At 72.2% G+C, this 19,054-nt stretch carries 19 protein-coding genes; 15 read left to right on the top strand and 4 right to left on the bottom strand.

Going from position 1 to position 19,054, the window contains the following annotated elements:
• The first annotated feature begins 129 nt into the window (after positions 1–129).
• Positions 130–759: a hypothetical protein gene (locus tag SM611_RS00410; RefSeq protein ID WP_371946738.1), complete on the top strand. Its 630-nt coding sequence runs from the start codon at positions 130–132 to the stop codon at positions 757–759.
• A gap of 13 nt (positions 760–772) precedes the next feature.
• On the opposite strand, the gene corA is transcribed toward SM611_RS00410, so the two are convergent.
• Positions 773–1,753 carry a magnesium/cobalt transporter CorA gene (corA, locus tag SM611_RS00405; RefSeq protein ID WP_371946737.1) on the bottom strand — a complete coding sequence of 327 codons (981 nt, stop codon included), beginning with the start codon at positions 1,751–1,753 and terminating at the stop codon, positions 773–775.
• A 58-nt stretch (positions 1,754–1,811) separates the two neighbouring features.
• Between corA and SM611_RS00400 the strand changes: the two genes are divergently transcribed.
• From SM611_RS00400 to mshC, 7 genes are all read left to right on the top strand, one after another.
• Positions 1,812–2,525 (top strand): MSMEG_4193 family putative phosphomutase, encoded by a 714-nt coding sequence (locus tag SM611_RS00400; RefSeq protein ID WP_371946736.1) that lies wholly within the window; start codon positions 1,812–1,814, stop codon positions 2,523–2,525.
• A 10-nt stretch (positions 2,526–2,535) separates the two neighbouring features.
• A complete protein-coding gene (locus tag SM611_RS00395; RefSeq protein ID WP_371946735.1) occupies positions 2,536–3,087 on the top strand; it encodes a DUF3090 domain-containing protein in 552 nt (183 codons plus the stop codon).
• Between the two features lie 53 nt (positions 3,088–3,140).
• Positions 3,141–3,929, top strand: coding sequence for an SCO1664 family protein (locus SM611_RS00390; protein ID WP_371946734.1), 789 nt, complete (start codon positions 3,141–3,143; stop codon positions 3,927–3,929).
• A 355-nt stretch (positions 3,930–4,284) separates the two neighbouring features.
• Positions 4,285–5,046: an NRDE family protein gene (locus SM611_RS00385; RefSeq protein ID WP_371946733.1), complete on the top strand. Its 762-nt coding sequence runs from the start codon at positions 4,285–4,287 to the stop codon at positions 5,044–5,046.
• 67 nt (positions 5,047–5,113) lie between these two features.
• A complete protein-coding gene (locus SM611_RS00380; protein WP_371946732.1) occupies positions 5,114–6,085 on the top strand; it encodes an ABC transporter permease in 972 nt (323 codons plus the stop codon).
• A gap of 7 nt (positions 6,086–6,092) precedes the next feature.
• Positions 6,093–7,037: an ABC transporter permease gene (locus SM611_RS00375; protein ID WP_371946731.1), complete on the top strand. Its 945-nt coding sequence runs from the start codon at positions 6,093–6,095 to the stop codon at positions 7,035–7,037.
• A 68-nt stretch (positions 7,038–7,105) separates the two neighbouring features.
• Positions 7,106–8,335 (top strand): cysteine--1-D-myo-inosityl 2-amino-2-deoxy-alpha-D-glucopyranoside ligase, encoded by a 1,230-nt coding sequence (mshC, locus tag SM611_RS00370; protein WP_371946730.1) that lies wholly within the window; start codon positions 7,106–7,108, stop codon positions 8,333–8,335.
• A gap of 327 nt (positions 8,336–8,662) precedes the next feature.
• Here the strand turns inward: mshC and SM611_RS00365 are convergent, their stop codons facing one another.
• The 3 genes from SM611_RS00365 to SM611_RS00355 form a co-directional block, all read right to left on the bottom strand.
• Positions 8,663–9,196: a TrmH family RNA methyltransferase gene (locus tag SM611_RS00365; RefSeq protein ID WP_371946729.1), complete on the bottom strand. Its 534-nt coding sequence runs from the start codon at positions 9,194–9,196 to the stop codon at positions 8,663–8,665.
• A 105-nt stretch (positions 9,197–9,301) separates the two neighbouring features.
• Positions 9,302–10,156, bottom strand: coding sequence for a PAC2 family protein (locus tag SM611_RS00360; RefSeq protein ID WP_371942156.1), 855 nt, complete (start codon positions 10,154–10,156; stop codon positions 9,302–9,304).
• Positions 10,157–10,419: 263 nt separating this feature from the next.
• Positions 10,420–10,881 carry a universal stress protein gene (locus SM611_RS00355; protein ID WP_371946728.1) on the bottom strand — a complete coding sequence of 154 codons (462 nt, stop codon included), beginning with the start codon at positions 10,879–10,881 and terminating at the stop codon, positions 10,420–10,422.
• A gap of 231 nt (positions 10,882–11,112) precedes the next feature.
• Here SM611_RS00355 and SM611_RS00350 point away from each other — a divergent pair, with 231 nt between their 5' ends.
• The 7 genes from SM611_RS00350 to SM611_RS00320 all read left to right on the top strand — a co-directional run bounded on the left by SM611_RS00350 (position 11,113) and on the right by SM611_RS00320 (position 19,015).
• Positions 11,113–11,940, top strand: coding sequence for an HAD family hydrolase (locus SM611_RS00350; protein WP_371946727.1), 828 nt, complete (start codon positions 11,113–11,115; stop codon positions 11,938–11,940).
• A gap of 40 nt (positions 11,941–11,980) precedes the next feature.
• Positions 11,981–12,415 (top strand): hypothetical protein, encoded by a 435-nt coding sequence (locus tag SM611_RS00345; protein WP_371946726.1) that lies wholly within the window; start codon positions 11,981–11,983, stop codon positions 12,413–12,415.
• Positions 12,416–12,854: 439 nt separating this feature from the next.
• Positions 12,855–13,847 (top strand): ABC transporter permease, encoded by a 993-nt coding sequence (locus SM611_RS00340; RefSeq protein ID WP_371946725.1) that lies wholly within the window; start codon positions 12,855–12,857, stop codon positions 13,845–13,847.
• A 52-nt stretch (positions 13,848–13,899) separates the two neighbouring features.
• Complete coding sequence (locus tag SM611_RS00335; RefSeq protein WP_371946724.1) at positions 13,900–15,657, top strand: ABC transporter substrate-binding protein; 1,758 nt, start codon at positions 13,900–13,902, stop codon at positions 15,655–15,657.
• Between the two features lie 102 nt (positions 15,658–15,759).
• Complete coding sequence (locus tag SM611_RS00330) at positions 15,760–16,773, top strand: ABC transporter permease (RefSeq protein ID WP_371946723.1); 1,014 nt, start codon at positions 15,760–15,762, stop codon at positions 16,771–16,773.
• Complete coding sequence (locus SM611_RS00325) at positions 16,773–17,840, top strand: ABC transporter ATP-binding protein (protein ID WP_371946722.1); 1,068 nt, start codon at positions 16,773–16,775, stop codon at positions 17,838–17,840. The genes SM611_RS00330 and SM611_RS00325 overlap by 1 nt, the downstream gene beginning before the upstream one ends.
• A 23-nt stretch (positions 17,841–17,863) precedes the next feature.
• Positions 17,864–19,015, top strand: coding sequence for an ABC transporter ATP-binding protein (locus tag SM611_RS00320; RefSeq protein ID WP_371946721.1), 1,152 nt, complete (start codon positions 17,864–17,866; stop codon positions 19,013–19,015).
• Positions 19,016–19,054 lie beyond the last annotated feature (39 nt).

Here is a 19,054-nt window from a genome sequence, read left to right as displayed (position 1 = left end):
GCGGCCAATGTAGCGGTCCGCGCCGGGCGCGCGGAAAGCGAGCGATCGGCCGCGCGGATTCCCGGTCCGGGACGAAGATCCCTGGTGGAATCTGTCGCCGGGGCCGCCGCCCGGCTAAAGTTCGCAGCCATGGCGCCACCCCCGTTCTCCATGTACTCGCCCAAGTCGCCCGACGGCGACGGCGGCCCGGACGTGGCGCCGGTGTTCGGCGCGGGGCCGGGCGACGACCCCGGCTACCTCGCGTCGCTGAGCTCCGGCACCGAGCTCGGCCGGCTGCGTGCGATGATGCTGGTGCTGCTCGGCGCGCCCGTCCTCATCCTGGCGATCATGCCGCTGATCGTGGAGGACGGCCGCGGGGACACGCCCCCGTGGATCTACGCGCCGCTCGCCGCCGCCGCCCTGGTCGCGCTGCTGGCCGGCCCCCGCGCGCCCCGCCCGATGCCGGCGGGCGCCGAGCAGGCCGCGCCCGCCGCGGCGGCCCGGACGGCGCTGATGATGTTCCGGCAGGCGGTGCTGCTGCGGTTCGCGCTCGCCGAGGGCGTCATCCTGCTGGGCCTGCCGCTGGCGATGGTCGGGCACAGCGAGCTGGTGTTCGTCGCCGGCTTCGTCGCCGGCTACCCCCTGCTGGTGTGGCTCGCGCTGCCCACCCGCGGCGGCGTGGAGCGGATGCGGCGGCGGCTGGAGTCACAGGGCGCCGAGTCGCACCTGTGGGCCGTGCTGCTCGCCGCGCCGCCGTCCCCGCCCGCCGACACCCGGTAGGCGGGCCGGGAGGTCAGAGCCAGCCGCTCTTGCGCAGGCGCCGGAACAGCAGCACGCACACGACCGCCATCACCGCGATGACCAGCGGGTACCCGAAGGTCCAGTGCAGCTCCGGCATGTGGTCGAAGTTCATCCCGTAGATCCCGGCGATCGCGGTCGGCACCGCGATGATCGCCGCCCACGCGGAGATCTTGCGCATGTCCTCGTTCTGCTGCTTGCCGAGCAGCGCCAGATGCGCGGTCAGCACGCTGTTCAGCAGCTCGTTGTGCGCGTCGACCTGCCCGTCCACGCGCAGCAGGTGGTCCAGGACGTCGCGGAAGTACTCGCGGGTGGAGCCGCACTCGGCGACCCGCCCCTTGACGATCTCCTGCAGCACCGGGACGAGCGGGTCCTCGGCGCCGCGGAACTCCAGCACCTCCCGCTTCAGGGAGTAGATGTCGGCGGTGACGTCCCGCGCGCCCGGGTCGAACACGGCCCGCTCCAGCCCGATGATGTCGACCTCGACCTCGTGCGCGACGAGCCCGTACCGGTCGACGACCTCGTCGCACACCGCGTACAGGACGGCGGTCGCGCCGTGCTTGAGCAGCTCCGGCGACTCCTCAAGCCGCTTGCGGACGGGCCCGAGCGGGTTCCCCGCCCCGTGCCGGACGGTGACGACGAAGTCGCGGCCGAGGAACACCATGATCTCGCCGACCTCGATGTCGGACGTCTCGTCGAGGTAGGACAGCGTCTTCAGCACCAGGAACAGCGTGTCGTCGTAGCGCTCCATCTTGGGCCGCTGGTGCGCGGACACGGCGTCCTCGGCGGCCAGCGGGTGCAGGTTCAGCTCGTCCTTGACCAGGTCGAACTCGGCCTCGTCGGGTTCGAACAGGCCGATCCACAGGAAGCACTCGCCGTCCTCGCGGGCCAGGTCGAACGCGTCGCTGATGTCGCCGTCGATGTCGCGGCGCGTCCCGCCCGCGTAGATGGCCTTGTCCACGATCACGGCACGCATTCTCCCGCATCCGCGCCCCATCCCACCCGTATGCCGGAGATCTCCTAGAGTGGCCGCTGTGACGACCCTTCTCCTGGTGAGGCACGGCCTGACCGCGATGACCGGACCGGTGCTCGCCGGATGGACGCCCGGGGTGCGCCTCGACGACCGCGGCCGCGCCCAGGTCACCGCCCTGGCCGCCCGGCTGGCGGCCCTCCCGCTCGCCGCCGTCGTGTCCAGCCCCCTCGAACGCTGCGCCGAGACCGCCGCGGCGATCGCCGCCGGGCACGCCCCGCCCATCGAGAAGGTCGAGACCGACGAGCGGTTCGGCGAGGTCCGCTACGGCGACTGGACCGGCCGCCCCCTCAAGGAACTCGCCGAGGAGCCCCTGTGGCGGGTCGTGCAGGCGCACCCCAGCGCCGCCCGCTTCCCCGGCGAGGACGGCGAGTCCCTCGCCGCCGCGCAGCACCGCGCCGTCACCGCCGTCCGCGACTGGAACGCGCGCGTCGCCGCCGAGCACGGACCCGACGCGCTGTACGCCGTGTGCAGCCACGGCGACATCATCAAGTCGATCGTCGCCGACGCCCTCGGGCTCCACCTGGACCAGTTCCAGCGCATCCAGGCCGACCCCGCCTCCCTCACCGTGATCCGCTACACCGAAACGCGCCCGTTCGCCGTCCGGGTCAACGACACCGGCGGCGACGTCGCCGCCCTGGTGCCCGAACCGGCCGCGGAACGTTCCGGGAAAGACGGACTCGGGTCGAGTGACGCGCCCGTCGGCGGCGGCGCGTAGGGTCGGTGTCATGCCCGTCATCTCCTACGACCGGCCGGAGCGCTTCGTCGCCGGCGCCGTCGGGCGGCCCGGCGACCGCACCTTCTACCTGCAGGCCCGCTCCGGCCGCCGCGTCACCAGCGTCGGGCTGGAGAAGTTCCAGGTGACGCTGCTGGCCGAGCGCCTGGAGGAGCTGCTGGACGAGGTCCTGCGGCGCGGCGGCGGAGACGCCCCGGTGCCCGCCCTCACCCCGTCCGAACTCCAGGACGACGGCCCCCTCGACCAGCCCGTGGAGGAGGAGTTCAAGGTCGGCACCATGGCGCTCGCCTGGGACCCCGACGACGAGCAGGTCGTCATCGAGGCGCAGGAGGTCACCGAGACCGAGGAGGAGCCCGAGGTCGGCGAGGACGACCCCGCCATCGCGGTGCTGCGGGTCCGCATCAGCGCCGCGCAGGCCCGCGCGTTCGCCGAGCGCGCCCTCAAGGTCGTCGCGGCCGGGCGCCCCCCGTGCCCGCTGTGCGGCCTCCCCCTCGGCGGCGACGGGGGGCACGTCTGCCCGCGCCAGAACGGCTACATGGGCTGAGATGACCTTCCATCGTGCTGGATCATGGACGACGCGGCCGGGAGAATGAACGCATGACGCAGTCCTCCCGGGGCCGGGCGCCCGCCGGCGACACCGGCCGCGACGCGCCCGGACGCCGCGTGTCCGCCCGCGACGCAGCCGCCGCCGAGCGGCTGCTGTCCGCCGGGCGCCTCGGCGTGGAGGGCCGCCTTGTCCAGGCGTCCAACGCCACCCTGTACTGCTCCATCGAGCACGACGGCCGCACCGCCAACTGCGTCTACAAGCCCGTCGCCGGCGAACGCCCCCTCTGGGACTTCCCCGACGGCACCCTCGCCGAGCGGGAGGTCGCCGCCTACGAGGTCTCCAAGACCATGGGCTGGGGCACCGTCCCGCCCACCGTCCACCGCGACGGCCCCTACGGCCCCGGCATGGTGCAGCTCTGGGTGGAACCCGACCCCGACATCGACCTCGTCGCCCTCTCCCGCTCCGACGACGAGGCGATCCGCCGCATGGCGGTGTTCGACGCCGTCGTCAACAACGCCGACCGCAAGATCGGCCACCTGCTCCCGCCCGGCGACGGCCACGTCTACGGCTGCGACCACGGCGTCTGCTTCTCCACCGAGTACAAGCTCCGCACCGTCCTGTGGCAGTGGCGCGGCAAACCCCTCACCCCCGAGGCCCTCGAAGCGCTCGGTCGCGTCGAGGCCGGCCTGCGCGACGGCACCCTCGGCGCCCGCCTCGCCGAACTCCTCACCGCCGACGAGGTCGACGCCACCCGCCGCCGCGTCGACCTGATGCTCAAACACCGCATCCACCCCTACCCCCCGGAAGACTGGCCGGCGATCCCCTGGCCGCCGCTTTAGCCCAGGGGCCTGTTGGCCCAGGGGGGCGACCCCCTGGAACCCCCGTCGCGACGCAGGCGATCCTCACGCCGTCGTTGCGGTCTGTCGTGCCCGTTCTGGCGTGTGGGGCGTCGCTGTGGTCGCCTGCGTCGACGGGCAGGCCCGCTGCGGTCGCTGGCGCTCCCTCCGCGTGCCTGCCCGTGGTTGTCGTTTTGGCCTGCGGGGACGCTCGGGTCCGGTCCAAGAGGGTGGTCGTGGCTCGTCCGGGGACGCCTGCGGGACTCGCGTCGGCGGTTTGCGGGTGGTTGTTGGCTGGGTGTGTACGTCCTGGAGGGGCGGTGTTTGGGAGGAATGGGCGGGGTGCTGGAATTGGGGGATGTGTACGGCGATCATCAGCGTGGATCCCTCGTCGTCCGTTCCGGTTCTGCTCGTCGGGGTGCGGGACGAGTTCGTGGCACGGGAGTGGGAAGGGCCGGGGCGGCACTGGGGGGAGCGGCCGGGGCTCGTCGGGGGGCGTGATCTGCGGGCGGGCGGGACGTGGCTGGCGGTCGACCCGGACGCGCCGCGGGCGGCGGTCGTGCTGAACGGGCGCGGGCGGATGGCGCCCGAGGCGGTGCGGCAGTCGCGGGGGGAGCTGCCGCTGCGGGTCGCGGACGAGGGCAAGCTGGGCGAGTTCGATCCCGCGGTGTTCGACCCGTTCCACCTCGTGGCCGCGGAGCCGGACCGGGTCCGGCTGTGGAGCTGGGACGGGGAGGCGCTCGCCGAGCGGGACCTCGGGCCCGGCCTGCACATGATCGTCAACAGCGGGCTGGAGGGCGAGGGGCAGTTGGAGGGGGAGACCGAGGACGCCTACATGGCGGCGCGGCTGGCGCACTTCCGGCCGCGGCTGGCCGCCGCGCCGCGGCCCGAGCCCGGCGCGGGCGAGCCCGTGGCGGGGGCGTGGGGCGCCTGGTTCCCGCTGGTGAACGGGGACGGGCTGCCGCGCGCCGACCACCGGGCGCTGCTCCCGCTGCTGGACCTCGGCGACGGCCGGGTGTGGGGCACGACCTCGGTGAGCCTCGTCGCGCTCAGCCGGGGCGTCCGGTACGACTTCTGCGCCGCGCCGGGCGAGGGCGGCGCCTGGTCGCGGGTGCTGTAGGCGATTCCGGCTGCGGCCGCATGACGCTGGGTGCTAGCTTGCCTACGTAATGCGATCGTCGTCCGGGGTGGCCAGCGAGACCGCGCGGGTCGCGGCCCGGCCCGCCGCGCCGGCACCCGCCGCCGCGGAACCGGTGCGGAGCCGCAGCCCGGCCCGGCTCGCGTGGGAGCGGTTCCGCCGCGACCGGACCGCCGTCGCCTCACTCTGGGTACTGCTGGCGATCATGGCGTTCGCGGCGCTGGCGCCGCTGTGGGCGCACCTCACCGGGCACCCCTGCGACGCGACCTTCCCCGGCACCGGCCTGGACGAGGGCGGCCGGCCGCTCGGCCCCGGCACCCGGTTCCCCCTCGGCGCCGACCAGCTCGGCCGCGACGTCCTGGTCCGCGCCGCCTACGGGGCGCGGGTCTCCCTCACCGCCGGGATCGGCGCGGCGGTGCTCGCCTCCGCGGCCGGGACCGTCGCCGGGACGCTCGCCGGGTTCGCCGGCGGCGCGGTCGACGCCCTGCTGGCCCGGCTGATGGACATGATCCTCGCGCTGCCCTACCTGCTCGTGGCGATCATGCTGGCGAGCACGTTCCGGGTCTCCTCGGCGGGCGCGAGCCTCGCCATGACGGTCCTGGTCATCGCGTTCTTCTCGTTCGCCGCCTACGGCCGCACCATCCGCGGGCAGGTGCTGTCGCTGAAGGAGAGCCAGTTCATCGAGGCGGCCCGCGCCCTCGGCGCGTCCAACGCCCGGATCATGGCCGGCGAGATCCTGCCGAACCTCACCGCGCAGATCACGGTGCTGACCTCGCTGCTCGTGCCGTCCTCGATCGTGTCGGAGGCGACGCTGTCGTTCCTCGGCGTCGGGGTGCGGCCGCCGATGCCGAGCTGGGGGTCGATGCTCGGCGAGGGCGGCGACGCGTTCCGCACCGCCTGGTGGCTGCTCGCCGTCCCCGGCGTCCTGCTGCTGGCGACGACGCTGGCGTTCAACCTGCTCGGCGACGGCGTCCGCAACGCCCTGGACCCGCGCGGCGAGCGCGCAGCCGCCGGGAGGTGACCCTCCCGTGCCGCGCCTCGTCGTCCGCCGCCTGCTGTACGCGGCCGTCGTGCTGTGGCTGGTGTCCACGCTGACGTTCGTGATCCTGCACGTCTCGCCAGTCCCGGTGGAGCACGTCATCGGCGGGCCCCGCGCCACCGCCGAGACGCTCGCGCAGATCCGCCGCAACCTCGGCCTCGACCGGCCGCTCCTCGTCCAGTACTGGCGGTTCCTCGCCCGCCTGCCGCGCGGCGACCTCGGCGACTCCTACGTCAACGGGACGCCCGTCACCGCGCTGATCGGCGACCGGCTGCCGACGACGCTGTGCCTGGTCTCCGGCGCCGCGGCCCTCTGGTTCGCCGGCGGCCTCGCCACCGGCGTCGCGGGCGCCGCGCGGGCACGCGGCCCGCGGGACCGGGCCGTCACCGTGTTCGTGCTGGCCGGGCTGTCCACGCCGCCGTTCGTGATGGCGCTGGCGCTGCTGTACCTGTTCACGGCCGGGCTCGGCGCGGCCGGCGTGCACGTGTTCGAGGCCGGCCCGCCCCTGCAGGAGCACTTCCTCCGCCGGATGGTCCTGCCGTGGTTCGCGCTGGCGTTCCTGATGATGGCCGCCTACTCGCGCCTCACCCGCGCCTCGATGCTGGACGTCCTGGGCGAGGACTACGTGCGCACGGCCCGCGCCAAGGGCCTGCCGGAGGGCCGCGTCGTGCGGCGGCACGCGCTGCGGGCGGCGCTGACCCCGGTCGTCACCCAGCTCGGCATCGACCTCGGCGCCCTGATCGGCTCCACGATCGTCACCGAGAAGGTGTTCGGCCTCCAGGGCGTGGGGCAGCTCGTCTACCAGTCCATCGCGGCCGGCGACACCCCCGTGATCATCGGGGTCACGCTGCTGGTGACGTTCTCGGTGACCGTCGCGAACCTGCTCGTCGACATCGGCTACGCGTTCCTCGACCCCCGCCTCCGCCCCGCCTGACGGCGAAGCGGGACACTTGCCATGATCTCGGAGTAATGCCGCGAGCTGCGCATGGATAAGCTTTCGGTATGCGATCGTGGCCCGCCTCCGAAGTCCCCAGCCTGCCCGACGCGGGCCTTCCCGCCGCCGACCGTCCGCTGGCCCTCCACGACACCGGGACCGGCACGGCGCGTCCCACCGCACCCGGCGACACCGCCCGGATGTACGTGTGCGGCATCACCCCCTACGACGCCACCCACATCGGCCACGCCAACACCTACCTGGCGTTCGACCTCGTCAACCGCGTGTGGCGCGACCTCGGCCACCGCGTCCAGTACGTGCAGAACGCCACCGACGTCGACGACCCGCTCCTGGAACGTGCCCAGCAGACCGGCGAGGACTGGCGCGCCCTCGCCGACCGGGAGATCCAGCTGTTCCGCGAGGACATGACCGCGCTGCGGGTCCTGCCGCCCGACCACTACATCGGCGCGGTCGAGGCCATCCCCCTCGTCGTCGAGATGATCGAGAAGCTGCGCGGCCGCGACGCCGCCTACGAGGTCGACGGCGACGTCTACTTCCCCGTCGCCGCCGACCCGTCGTTCGGGCAGGTCAGCCGGCTGACCAGGGACGAGATGGCGCCGCTGTTCGCCGAGCGCGGCGGCGACCCCGCCCGGCCCGGCAAGCGCGACCCCCTCGACCCGCTGCTGTGGCTGGCCCGCCGCCCCGGCGAGCCCGGCTGGGACTCGCCGTTCGGCGAGGGCCGCCCCGGCTGGCACGTGGAGTGCTCGGCGATCTCCGCCGAGTACCTCGGCATGGCCTTCGACGTCGAGGGCGGCGGCTCCGACCTCGCGTTCCCGCACCACGAGATGAGCGCCTCGCACGCCCAGGTCGCGACCGGCGAGCGCCCCCACGCGCGCGCCTACGTCCACGCCGGCATGGTCGGCCTGGACGGCGAGAAGATGTCCAAGTCGCGCGGCAACCTCGTGTTCGTGTCGAAGCTGCGGGACGCGGGAGCCGACCCGATGGCGATCCGGCTCGCGCTCCTCGCCCACCACTACCGCGCCGACTGGGAGTGGACGCAGGACGAGCTGGACGAGGCGGCCGCCCGCCTCGCCCGCTGGCGCGCCGCCGCCGCACGGCCGTCCGGCCCGCCCGCCGCGCCGCTCGCCACCGTGGTCCGCGGCCACCTCGCCGACGACCTGGACGCCCCGTCCGCCCTCGCCGCCATCGACGACTGGGCCGCCCGCGACGGCGCCGACGAGCGGGCCCCGGCCCAGGTCGCCGCCCTCACCGACGCCCTCCTGGGCATCGCCCTCTGACAGAGATGATGTGGGTGAGCGCGTTTCGGCGGCCTCGGCGTCCGGGAACCGGGCGGTGCGGAACCGGGCGACCTGCTCGGCGCCCTCCGCCTCGCAGGCGAACCGGGCCAGCGCGGTCGCGGCCTCGTCGAACCGGACCTGCGGGAGCCTGACCGCGACGCGCTCCCCGTCCGCGCCCTCCCCGAGGTGCACGGTGCCCTGCGCGCCTGACCCGAACCCGTCGGAGCAGCGCGCAGCGGCCGAGCCGCGCCCGGTCGCGCAGCGGCTGCGCCCCGGCAGCTCCGGGGAACCCGCGCCCCCTCCGGTCCGGCCGGTGACGGGCCCCGGTCACAGCAGGCCCGCCAGCTTGTACAGCACCAGTGAGCCGGCCACCGCCACGTTCAGGCTGCTGCCATGACCCACCATGGGGATCTCGACGGCGAGGTCGAGCAGGTCCAGCGCATCCGCGGGAATCCCGGTCTGCTCGTGCCCCAGCACGGCGACCGTCCGGACGCGCGCGGCGGGCAGGTCGGCGAGGCGCACCGACTCGTCCGCCAGTTCCACGCCGACGACGCGGGACCCGCGCTCCCGCTGCCGCTCCAGCCAGCCGAGCGGGTCGTTCACCCAGTGGACGCAGGCGGGCCGCCGGAGCGTGTTGCCGCGCTCCAGCGCCTCGGGGACCCAGGAGAACCGGGGGACGGCCATGCACGCGCCGACCGCGTCGCACGTGCGCAGCAGCGTCCCGAGGTTGGCGCCGTGCAGCGGCCACAGCGGCGCGACGAGGAGATGGTCCCAGCAGGAATGGGCGCGGCGGCGGCGCTGCCCGCGAAGCTCGCGCGGGGGCCGGACGCGGATCGCCGGGCCCGCGGAACGCCGGCTCACCGGCGCCGGGCGCTGCCGCCCTCCGGGAAAGAGAGGATCACGATCGGGCGCACTTCGCGGCGTGCGCGGGCCATCGCCGGGGACGGACGCGACCGATTGTAACCGCTACGCCGGGCCGCGCCCCGGGTCGCGGCGCCGCAGGTACCGCTCGAACTCGCGGGCGATGGCGTCGCCGCTCGCCTCCGGCAGCTCGGTGGCGTCCTTCTGCTCCTCCAGCGTCCGGACGTACTCGGCGACCTCGGAGTCCTCCTCGGCGAGCTCGTTCACGCCGTGCTCCCAGGCGCGCGCCTCCTCCGGCAGCTCGCCGAGCGGGACGGTGACGTCGAGGAGGTCCTCCACGCGCCGCAGCAGTGCCAGCGTGGCCTTCGGCGACGGCGGCTGCGCGACGTAGTGGGGGACCGCCGCCCACAGCGACACCGTGTCGAGGTCGGCCTTGGCGCACGCGTCCTGCAGGACGCCCAGGATGCCCGTCGGGCCCTCGTATCGGGCCGGCTCCAGGTGCAGGGTGCTGACCAGCCCGGCCTCCGACGCCGCGCCGGTCACCGGCACCGGACGGGTGTGCGGGGCGTCGGCCAGCAGCGCGCCCAAGAGGACGACGTTGCGGATCTCCAGCTCGAGCATCAGCCCGACCAGCTCGCGGCAGAACGACCGCCACCGCATGTTCGGCTCGATCCCGTGCAGCAGGACGACGTCCTTACCGCTCGGCAGCCGCGCCCACGACACCCGCGTCGTCGGCCAGGTGATGCCGCGGGTCTCCCCGTCGGCCATCTCCACGATCGGGCGGGTGACCTGGAAGTCGTAGTAGTCGTCGGGATCGAGCTCGGCTATCGGCACCGCCTCCCAGGTCGACTCCAGATGCGCGATGACCCCGCTGGCCGCCTCCCCGGCGTCGTTCCATCCCTCAAAGGCCGCCACGAGCACCGGATCGACGAGTTCCGGCACGCTTTCCAGCTCGACCACGCGCTGCCTCCTTCCGACGCCCTGGTACAGCGTCACCGACGGGGGCGTCATTCCCGGGGTCGGGGGCCCCGCTCATGATCGGTGGCTGTCAGCCTACGTCCTGACAGTGACCTACCCCACCCTCCACGGGCCAGACCCCCGCCCTGTACGCCCGCGGCGGAATCGCGAATCACATTCATCCTCGGTGCGCGGGCGGCGAGCGGGGGCCTGGGGGCCGAAGGTCGTCCTTCAATCGGCGGCGGGCGGGGGCCGGAGGACGGCGGTCACCTCCCGTGCGGGGTGGTGTGCACGATCAGCACGTCGCACGGCGACCGGTGCGACAGGTTCGCCGGGACGGAGCCGAGGATGCGCCCGGCCAGGCTGTTGAGGCCCCGGTTGCCGATCACCACCAGGTCCGCCTCGCGCTCCTTGGCCAGCTTGGAGATCACGTCGACGGCGTCGCCCTCCACCGCGACCTGCTCGATGTCGGTGGCGCCCGCCGCGACCGCCCGCTCCCGCGCCGCCCGCAGCGCGTCGTCGGCGGGCGTGGAGCCCTGCACCTTGTAGGCCAGGTCCCCGAGCCGGTCGGCGGCGTTCGCCCGCTCCCGCTCGGGCATGGGGCTATAGGCGGAGGCCAGCAGGAGGGTGGCGCCGGTGGCCGCGGCCAGCTGCGCGGCGCGGTCCACCGCGCGGAACGAGGAGTCGGAGCCGTCGGTGCCGACGAGGATGATGCGGTACGCGCTCATGCCGTTCCTTACCCGTTGGTAGTCACTGCTGGCACGCTATCGGTCCGGTGAGCCATCCGTCACCGTCTCTTTGCACACCTCGTCCAAGAGGAGCGGTCCAAGAGGAGCGCGCGCCCGCGCCCGCGCCTGCCCGGGCGGCCGTGAGCGGTCCGCGATCTCCCGGTTATGGTGGGGTTACATGAGCACCCCCGCATCGCAGCCCCCGCATCGTCCCGCGCCGGAAGCCCGCGCATGAGCGCCGGGTCCCGCGACGGCCTGCAGGCCGTGCTGTTCGACATGGACGGCCTCCTCATCGACTCCGAGCGCCTCTGGCTGGAGGTCGAGTCGGACGTGATGGCGTGGCTGGGCGGCGAGTGGAGCACCGCCCACCAGGAGCGGCTCGTCGGCGGCTCCCTGTCCGTCGCCGTCGACTACATGCTGGAGCTGACCGGCGCCGCCGCCGACCCGGCGGAGGTCGGCCGCCGCATGCTGGACGGCATGGCCGAGCGGCTCACCGCCTGCGCGCCGATGATGCCCGGCGCCAAGGAGCTGCTCGCCGAGCTGCGCGCGGAGGGGGTCCCGGCCGCGCTGGTGTCCTCCAGCCACCGGCGGCTGATCGAGCCGGTGCTCGACGCCGTCGGCCGCGAGCACTTCGCGCTCAGCGTCGCCGGCGACGAGGTCGCCCGCACCAAGCCCGACCCCGAGCCGTACCTGACCGCCGCCGCGCGGCTGGGCGCCGACCCGGCCCGCTGCGTCGTCCTGGAGGACTCCCCGAACGGCGTCGCGGCGGCGGAGGCGGCGGGCTGCGTGACCGTGGCCGTGCCCGGCATCCTGCCGATCCCGCCCGCGCCGGGACGCACCGTGGCCGCCTCCCTGCGCGAGCTCGACCTGCCGAGGCTGCGCGCCCTCGCCGGCGGCTGGCACCGGACGGCTCATACCGGGGCGGCTGACACCGGGGGGCTCATACCGGCGGACCGGTACCCGAGAGGTGGTTCCGGGGGAGGGGTCACGCCCGAGGAGGAGATCCGCCGGGGCGTAAAACCTCCGCCGGGAGGAGCAGGTTCGCCGTCCGGCGTGTGAGCATGGAGGCAAGCGCCACCGTACGGAGTGAGGGGCCGGCATGAGCGACGCAGCCATTTTCGCGATCAGTCTCGGGGTGACCCTGGTCGGCCTGGTGATCAGCTGGGGCGCCTACCGCCGCCGGGGCGCGGGCACCGGCATGCGCGGCGCCGCCCTGTCGCTGGTGCCGCTGGCGGCGGCGATGACGGGGGTGACCGAGTTCTTCGTCGACCTGGCGTTCAGCCCGGTGAAGTGGGCGGGCGTCGCCGTGGCGGGACTCGCCGTCCTGCTCTACGTGGCGTCCGGCGCGATGCTGAGCCGCCGCGCGGACGCGGCGCCCGGCCGCAAGGCCGCGGGCAAGGGCGGCGAGGGCGGCCGGAAGGCCGCGGGCCGCGGCGCCGCGCCGAAGGGCGCCGTGCAGGGTCCCGCGCAGGGCGGCGGCGACCCGGAGATGGCGGAGATCGAGAAGATCCTGCGCGACCGCGGCATCTCCTGACCGACGGCTGCCCGGTTCCGCGCGAGACCGGCGGGCCGGGACGTCCCCTCGCGATCCGGGGGCGTCCCGGCCCGCCGTATTCTGTGCTGGGAGGGGCTGACCTGCGGAGAATCGGTCTCAGAACGGACTCAGTACGGTAAAGCTTGCCGGTCTAGACCGCCGTGGTGTTGCCCATCCCGGTAGCAACGAACGTACTATTCGGGCGATTTGTCCGAAGTGATGTGCGGACGCGTGTGCCCCAGATGACGACGAGATCACAAGTCAGATACGGGTACTGGCGTAGCTCGCTTCACGGATGGACAGTCGTGCCCGAAGGACTACGTTTCCCTTCAGCAAACGCGGCGTAACGGGCACGGGGGCAGCGGATGATCTCCGCGACCGCCGGTCGAGCGCCGGCGGCATGGCCGAACCAGTGGCCGGACGGTAGGAGGTATGGAGCGTGGCCGCACCCATTGAGGTGACCGGGTCCGACACCGAGGCGCAGCCCGAATCGGTACTCGCCGGCATGGGCGGGAAGAAGATCCAGGGACGCTCCCTCGGTGAGATCGCCTGGATGAGGCTGAAGCGGGACAGGGTCGCGCTCACCGGTGCCGTCGTGGTGATCCTGCTGATCCTGCTCGCGATCTTCGGACCGTACTTCGTGCAGGACCCGCTCAAGTACCACCAGAACCTGATCGACCCGACCTACAACCGCCCGAAGACCGGCTTCTGGCACTCGGGGATCAGCGGCGACCACTGGCTCGGCGTCGAGCCGGGCACCGGCCGCGACATGCTGGCCCGCGTCGTGCACGGCGCCCGGATCTCGCTGCTCGTGTCGTTCCTGGCGACGCTGCTCTCGGTCTTCATCGGGACGGTCATGGGCATCACCGCCGGCTACTTCGGCGGGTGGGTCGACTACCTCATCAGCCGCGCGATGGACGCCTTCCTGGCCTTCCCGCTGCTGCTGTTCGCGATCGCGCTGGTCGGCGTCATGTCCGACGGGGCGTTCGGGCTGTCGGGCAACGGCCTGCGCGTCTCGGTGCTGATCGTGGTCATCGGGTTCTTCAACTGGCCCTACATCGGCCGCATCATCCGCGGCCAGACCCTGTCGCTGCGCGAGCGCGAGTTCGTCGACGCCGCGCGCAGCATGGGGGCCCGCAACTCCTACGTGCTCTTCAAGGAAGTCCTGCCGAACCTGGTCGCGCCGATCCTGGTCTACTCGACCCTGCTGATCCCGACCAACATCCTGTTCGAGGCGGCGCTGTCGTTCCTCGGCGTCGGCGTGATCCCGCCGGCCCCCTCGTGGGGCGGCATGCTCACGCTCGCCGTGCCGATCTACTCCTCGGACCCGATGTACATGATCATCCCCGGTATGGCGATCTTCATCACCGTCCTCGCCTTCAACCTGTTCGGTGACGGGCTGCGGGACGCTCTCGACCCTCGGGCCAAGTGACTCGGGTTATCCGACCCGTCTATTTGAAGGGGTGCGCCTGCACATGAACAAGATGAGACCAATCGCGGTCCTCGCGGCCGGGGTGGTCGCGGCCGCGGGACTCGCCGCCTGCGGCGGCGGCGAGTCGGGAAGTTCGGGAAGCGGACCCGGCTACAACGCCGGCGTCAACGACGTCGTCAACAAGTCGGACAAGAAGGGCGGCACGCTCAAGCTCGCCGACTCCGACGACTTCGACTCGCCGGACCCGGGCAACACGTACTACGCGTTCTCGCAGAACTTCGGGCGCCTGTACGGCCGGGGGCTCACCACCTTCAAGCCGGGCGCCGGCCAGGAGAGCCTGGAGGTCGTCCCGGACCTCGCCACCGACCTGGGCACGCCCAGCGACGGCGGCAAGACCTGGACGTACAAGCTGCGCACCGGCGTCAAGTACGACGACGGCAGCACCGTCACGTCCAAGGACGTCAAGTACGCGGTCGAGCGCAGCAACTACACCAAGGAACTGCAGCTCGGGCCGAAGTACTTCAAGCAGTACCTCGTTGACAACAAGCCCGCGTACAAGGGTCCCTACGACGACAAGAGCGACGAGGGCCTGAAGTCGATCGAGACCCCCGACGACCAGACGATCGTGTTCCACCTGAACACGCCGTTCTCGGAGTTCGACTACCTGGTCGCGATGTCGCAGACGATGCCGGTGCCGAAGGCCAAGGACACCGGCACCAAGTACGAGACCGCGATCGTCTCCAGCGGTCCGTACAAGATCGACGACTACACGCGCGGCAAGTCCATGTCGCTGTCGCGGAACCCGAACTGGAACCAGAGCACGGACCCGATCCGCAAGGCCCTGCCCGACAAGATCGAGCTCCAGCTCAAGCAGAACGCCGACGACATCGACCAGCGCCTGCTCGCGGGCACGGTGGACATGGACATCACCGGCGTCGGCGTCCAGGCGGGCACGCAGCCCAAGGTGCTGGCCGACGCGCAGAAGCCGTACGTGGACAACCCCGTCCAGGGCTTCCTGCGCTTCATGTCGCTGAACGTCCACGTCAAGCCGCTGGACAACGTCCACTGCCGCATCGCCGTGCAGTACGCGACCGACAAGGTCGCCGCGCAGACCGCCTACGGAGGCCCCCTGGCCGGCGGTGACGTCGCCACCACGGTGCTGCCCCCGTCGGTCGACGGCTACACCAAGTTCGACCTGTACCCGCAGAAGCAGGCCGCGGGCGGCAACGGCCTCGACGACGCCACCCTCGCCAAGGCCAAGGAGGAGCTGAAGGCCTGCGGCAAGCCCGACGGCTTCAGCACCAAGATCACGGCCCGTTCCGACCGGCCGAAGGAAGTCGCGATGGCGCAGGCCATCCAGCAGAGCCTGGCCAAGGTCGGCATCAAGGTCAGCATCGTGCAGTTCCCGGCCGGCGACTACTTCAACAAGTACGTCGGCGTGCCGAAGTACGTGCACGACCACGGAATCGGCATGATGATCATGGCGTGGGCGGCAGACTGGCCGACCGGCTACGGCTTCCTCGCCCAGATCATCCACGGTGACGCGATCAAGCCGTCCGGCGGCAACAACCTGGCCGAGCTGGACGACCCGGCGATCAACAAGGCGCTCGACGACGCCATCGCGAACACCGACAAGGCGGCGCGCACGAAGGCGTACGGCGAGATCGACAAGCTGGTCATGGGGACCGCCGCGGAGGTTCCCCTGGTGTACGCCAAGGCCCTGATGTACCGGCCGAAGCGCGTCACCAACGCCGGGATCACCTACGCCTACGGCGGTATGTACGACTACCTGAACATGGGCGTGGAGTAACCATCCGTTCGTCCGTGCGTTCATCAGAAGGCAGGTGAAGGCGACGCCCGCCGGCCGGGACGGCCTACAGGTCGTCCCGGCCGGCGGGTGGGGCCGAGGAATGTGCTCGCATACATCATCCGGCGCCTCATCGGTGCCGTCCTCATGTTGCTGCTGGTCAGCCTGGTGACCTTCGGCATCTTCTTCGGGCTGCCGAAACTGGCCGGACAGACCACCGATCAGATCGCGGCCGCCTACGTGGGCAAGGCCCCGACGGCCGACGCGATCCAGGACACCAAGGAGCGGCTCGGCCTCGACAAGCCGATCGTGGTGCAGTACGGGAACTACCTGAAGGGCATCGTCGCCGGCACGGACTACAAGGCCGGCCCGGTGACCGACCACTGCCCCGCGCCCTGCCTCGGCTACTCCTACCGGAGCAGCCAGCCCGTCCTGGGCACCCTGGTCGACCGCGCTCCCGCGACCGCCTCGCTCTCGCTGGGCGCCGCCGTCATCTGGCTCATCGGCGGCATCACCACCGGCGTCATCTCGGCGCTGCGCAGAGGCACCCTCTGGGACCGCACCGCGATGATCATCGCGTTGAGCGGCGTGTCGCTGCCCATCTACTTCACCGGCCTGGTCTCGCTCGCGCTGTTCTCCTACACGCTCAAGATCTTCCCGGGCGGCGGCAGCTACACCCCGTTCACCAGCAACCCGGTGATGTGGTTCCAGGCGCTGGTCCTGCCGTGGGTGACGCTCGCGTTCCTGTACGCGGCGATGTACGCGCGGCTCACCAGAGCAGGCATGCTGGAGACGATGAACGAGGACTACATCCGCACCGCCCGCGCCAAGGGGCTGCCGGAGAAGACCGTCGTCACCAAGCACGCGCTGCGCGCCTCGCTGACGCCGATCCTCACCATCTTCGGCCTCGACCTCGGGCTGCTGCTCGGCGGCGCGGTGCTCACCGAGAACACCTTCGGCATCCCCGGGCTGGGCCAGCTCGCGATCGCCTCCATCAACGGCGGCGACCTGCCCATGGTGCTCGGCATCACGCTGCTCACCGCGGCCTCGATCGTGTTCATCAACCTGATCGTCGACCTGCTCTACGCCGTCGTCGACCCGAGAGTGAGGTTGAGCTGATGACCGGCACCGCGCCCGCCGCGGACACCGCGGACACCGGCGAGGCCCCCACCGCGTTCCTCGACGTCCGCGACCTGAAGATCCACTTCCCGACCGACGACGGCCTGGTGAAGTCGGTGGACGGCCTGTCGTTCCAGCTGGAGCGCGGCCGCACCCTCGGCATCGTCGGCGAGTCCGGCTCGGGCAAGAGCGTGACCAGCCTCGGCGTCCTCGGCCTGCACAACAAGCGCAACGCCAGCGTGTCCGGGGAGATCTGGCTGAACGGCAAGGAACTGGTCAACGCCTCCCAGAACGAGGTGCGCCGGCTCCGCGGCCGCGACATGGCGATGATCTTCCAGGACCCGCTGTCGGCGATGCACCCGTTCTACACGGTCGGCAAGCAGATCATCGAGGCCTACCGCGTCCACAACGACGTGTCCAAGCAGGTGGCGCGCAAGCACGCCATCGACATGCTCGGCCGCGTCGGCATCCCCAAGCCGGACAAGCGGGTCGACGACTACCCGCACCAGTTCTCCGGCGGCATGCGGCAGCGCGCGATGATCGCGATGGCGCTGTCCTGCGACCCCGAGCTGCTGATCGCCGACGAGCCGACGACCGCGCTGGACGTGACCGTCCAGGCGCAGATCCTGGACCTGATCCGCGACCTGCAGCAGGAGTTCAACTCCGCCGTCATCATGATCACCCACGATCTCGGGGTGGTCGCCGAGCTGTCGGACGACATCCTGGTCATGTACGCGGGCCGCGCCGTGGAGTACGCGTCCGTCGACGACGCCTTCCACAAGCCGCTGCACCCCTACACGTGGGGGCTGCTGGGGTCGATGCCGCGGCTGGACCGGGAGCGCACCGACCGGCTGATGCCGATCAAGGGATCGCCGCCCAGCCTGATCAACGTCCCGTCCGGGTGCGCGTTCCATCCGCGCTGCCCCTACAAGGACCTCAACGGCGACAAGTGCACGACCGAGCGGCCGGAGCTGGTCGAGGTCGAGCCGGGCCACAAGGCGGCGTGCCATCTCCCGCTGGCGAAGAAGCGGGAGATCTGGAACGACGAGATCCGGCCGAAGCTGTGACGAGCACGGGTGGGAACGAGACTGTGAGCACATCGAAGACTCCGGCCGGCAAGGCCCCGGCCGGCGACAACCCGGCCGAGGAGACCCGGCCCGCGCCGAACCGTCCCGCGGACGGCGAGCCGCTGCTGGAGGTGGAGAACCTCGGCAAGCACTTCCCCGTCACCGCGGGGCTGCTGCGCCGCCAGGTCGCGGCGGTGAAGGCCGTCGACGGCGTGACCTTCTCGGTCCGCAAGGGCGAGACCCTCGGGCTGGTGGGGGAGTCCGGCTGCGGCAAGTCCACCACCGGACGCATGATCATGCGGCTGCTCGACCCGAGCTTCGGGAAGATCACCTTCGAGGGGCAGGACATCACCACGATGTCCCAGTCCCGGCTGCGGCCGCTCCGCCGCGACCTCCAGATGATCTTCCAGGACCCGTACTCGTCGCTGAACCCGCGCAAGACCGTCGGCGCGATCGTCGGGGCCCCGTTCCGGCTGCAGAACATCGAGGCCAAGCAGGGCGTCAAGAAGGCCGTCCAGGAGATCCTGGAACTCGTCGGCCTGAACCCCGAGCACTACAACCGCTACCCGCACGAGTTCTCCGGCGGGCAGCGGCAGCGCATCGGCATCGCCCGCACCCTCGCCCTCAAGCCCAAGCTGATCGTCGCGGACGAGCCGGTGTCGGCGCTCGACGTGTCGGTGCAGGCGCAGGTCGTCAACCTGCTGGAGGACCTCCAGGACGAGCTCGACCTCACCTACGTGGTGATCGCGCACGACCTGTCGGTCGTCCGACACATCTCCGACCGCGTCGCCGTCATGTACCTCGGCAAGATCGTCGAGGTCGCGGACCGCGCCGACCTGTACCAGCGGCCCATGCACCCCTACACCAACGCGCTGCTGTCGGCGGTGCCGATCCCGGACCCCGCCGAGCGCGGCGGGCGGGATCGGATCCGGCTCCAGGGCGACGTGCCGAGCCCGCTCGACCCGCCGCCCGCCTGCCGGTTCCACACCCGGTGCTGGAAGGCGCAGGACATCTGCAAGCAGGTCGAGCCGCCGCTGGTCGAGCTCAGCCCCGGCCACCAGGCCGCCTGCCACTTCCCGGAGAACACCACGGTCAGCGCCACCGACGCGGTCGCCAAGGCCGCGGTGGCGCCCGGCGCGGCCCCGGCCGACGAGCCCGAGTCCGCGACCGAGTAGGACGCCGCCGGGCCTTCCCCCGGCGCCTCCCGCACAAGC

This window comes from Actinomadura monticuli (genome assembly GCF_041463655.1).
Taxonomy (GTDB): domain Bacteria; phylum Actinomycetota; class Actinomycetes; order Streptosporangiales; family Streptosporangiaceae; genus Spirillospora; species Spirillospora monticuli.
Note: the sequence above shows the minus strand (reverse complement) of the source record. Positions and strands in the feature narration are given on the sequence as shown.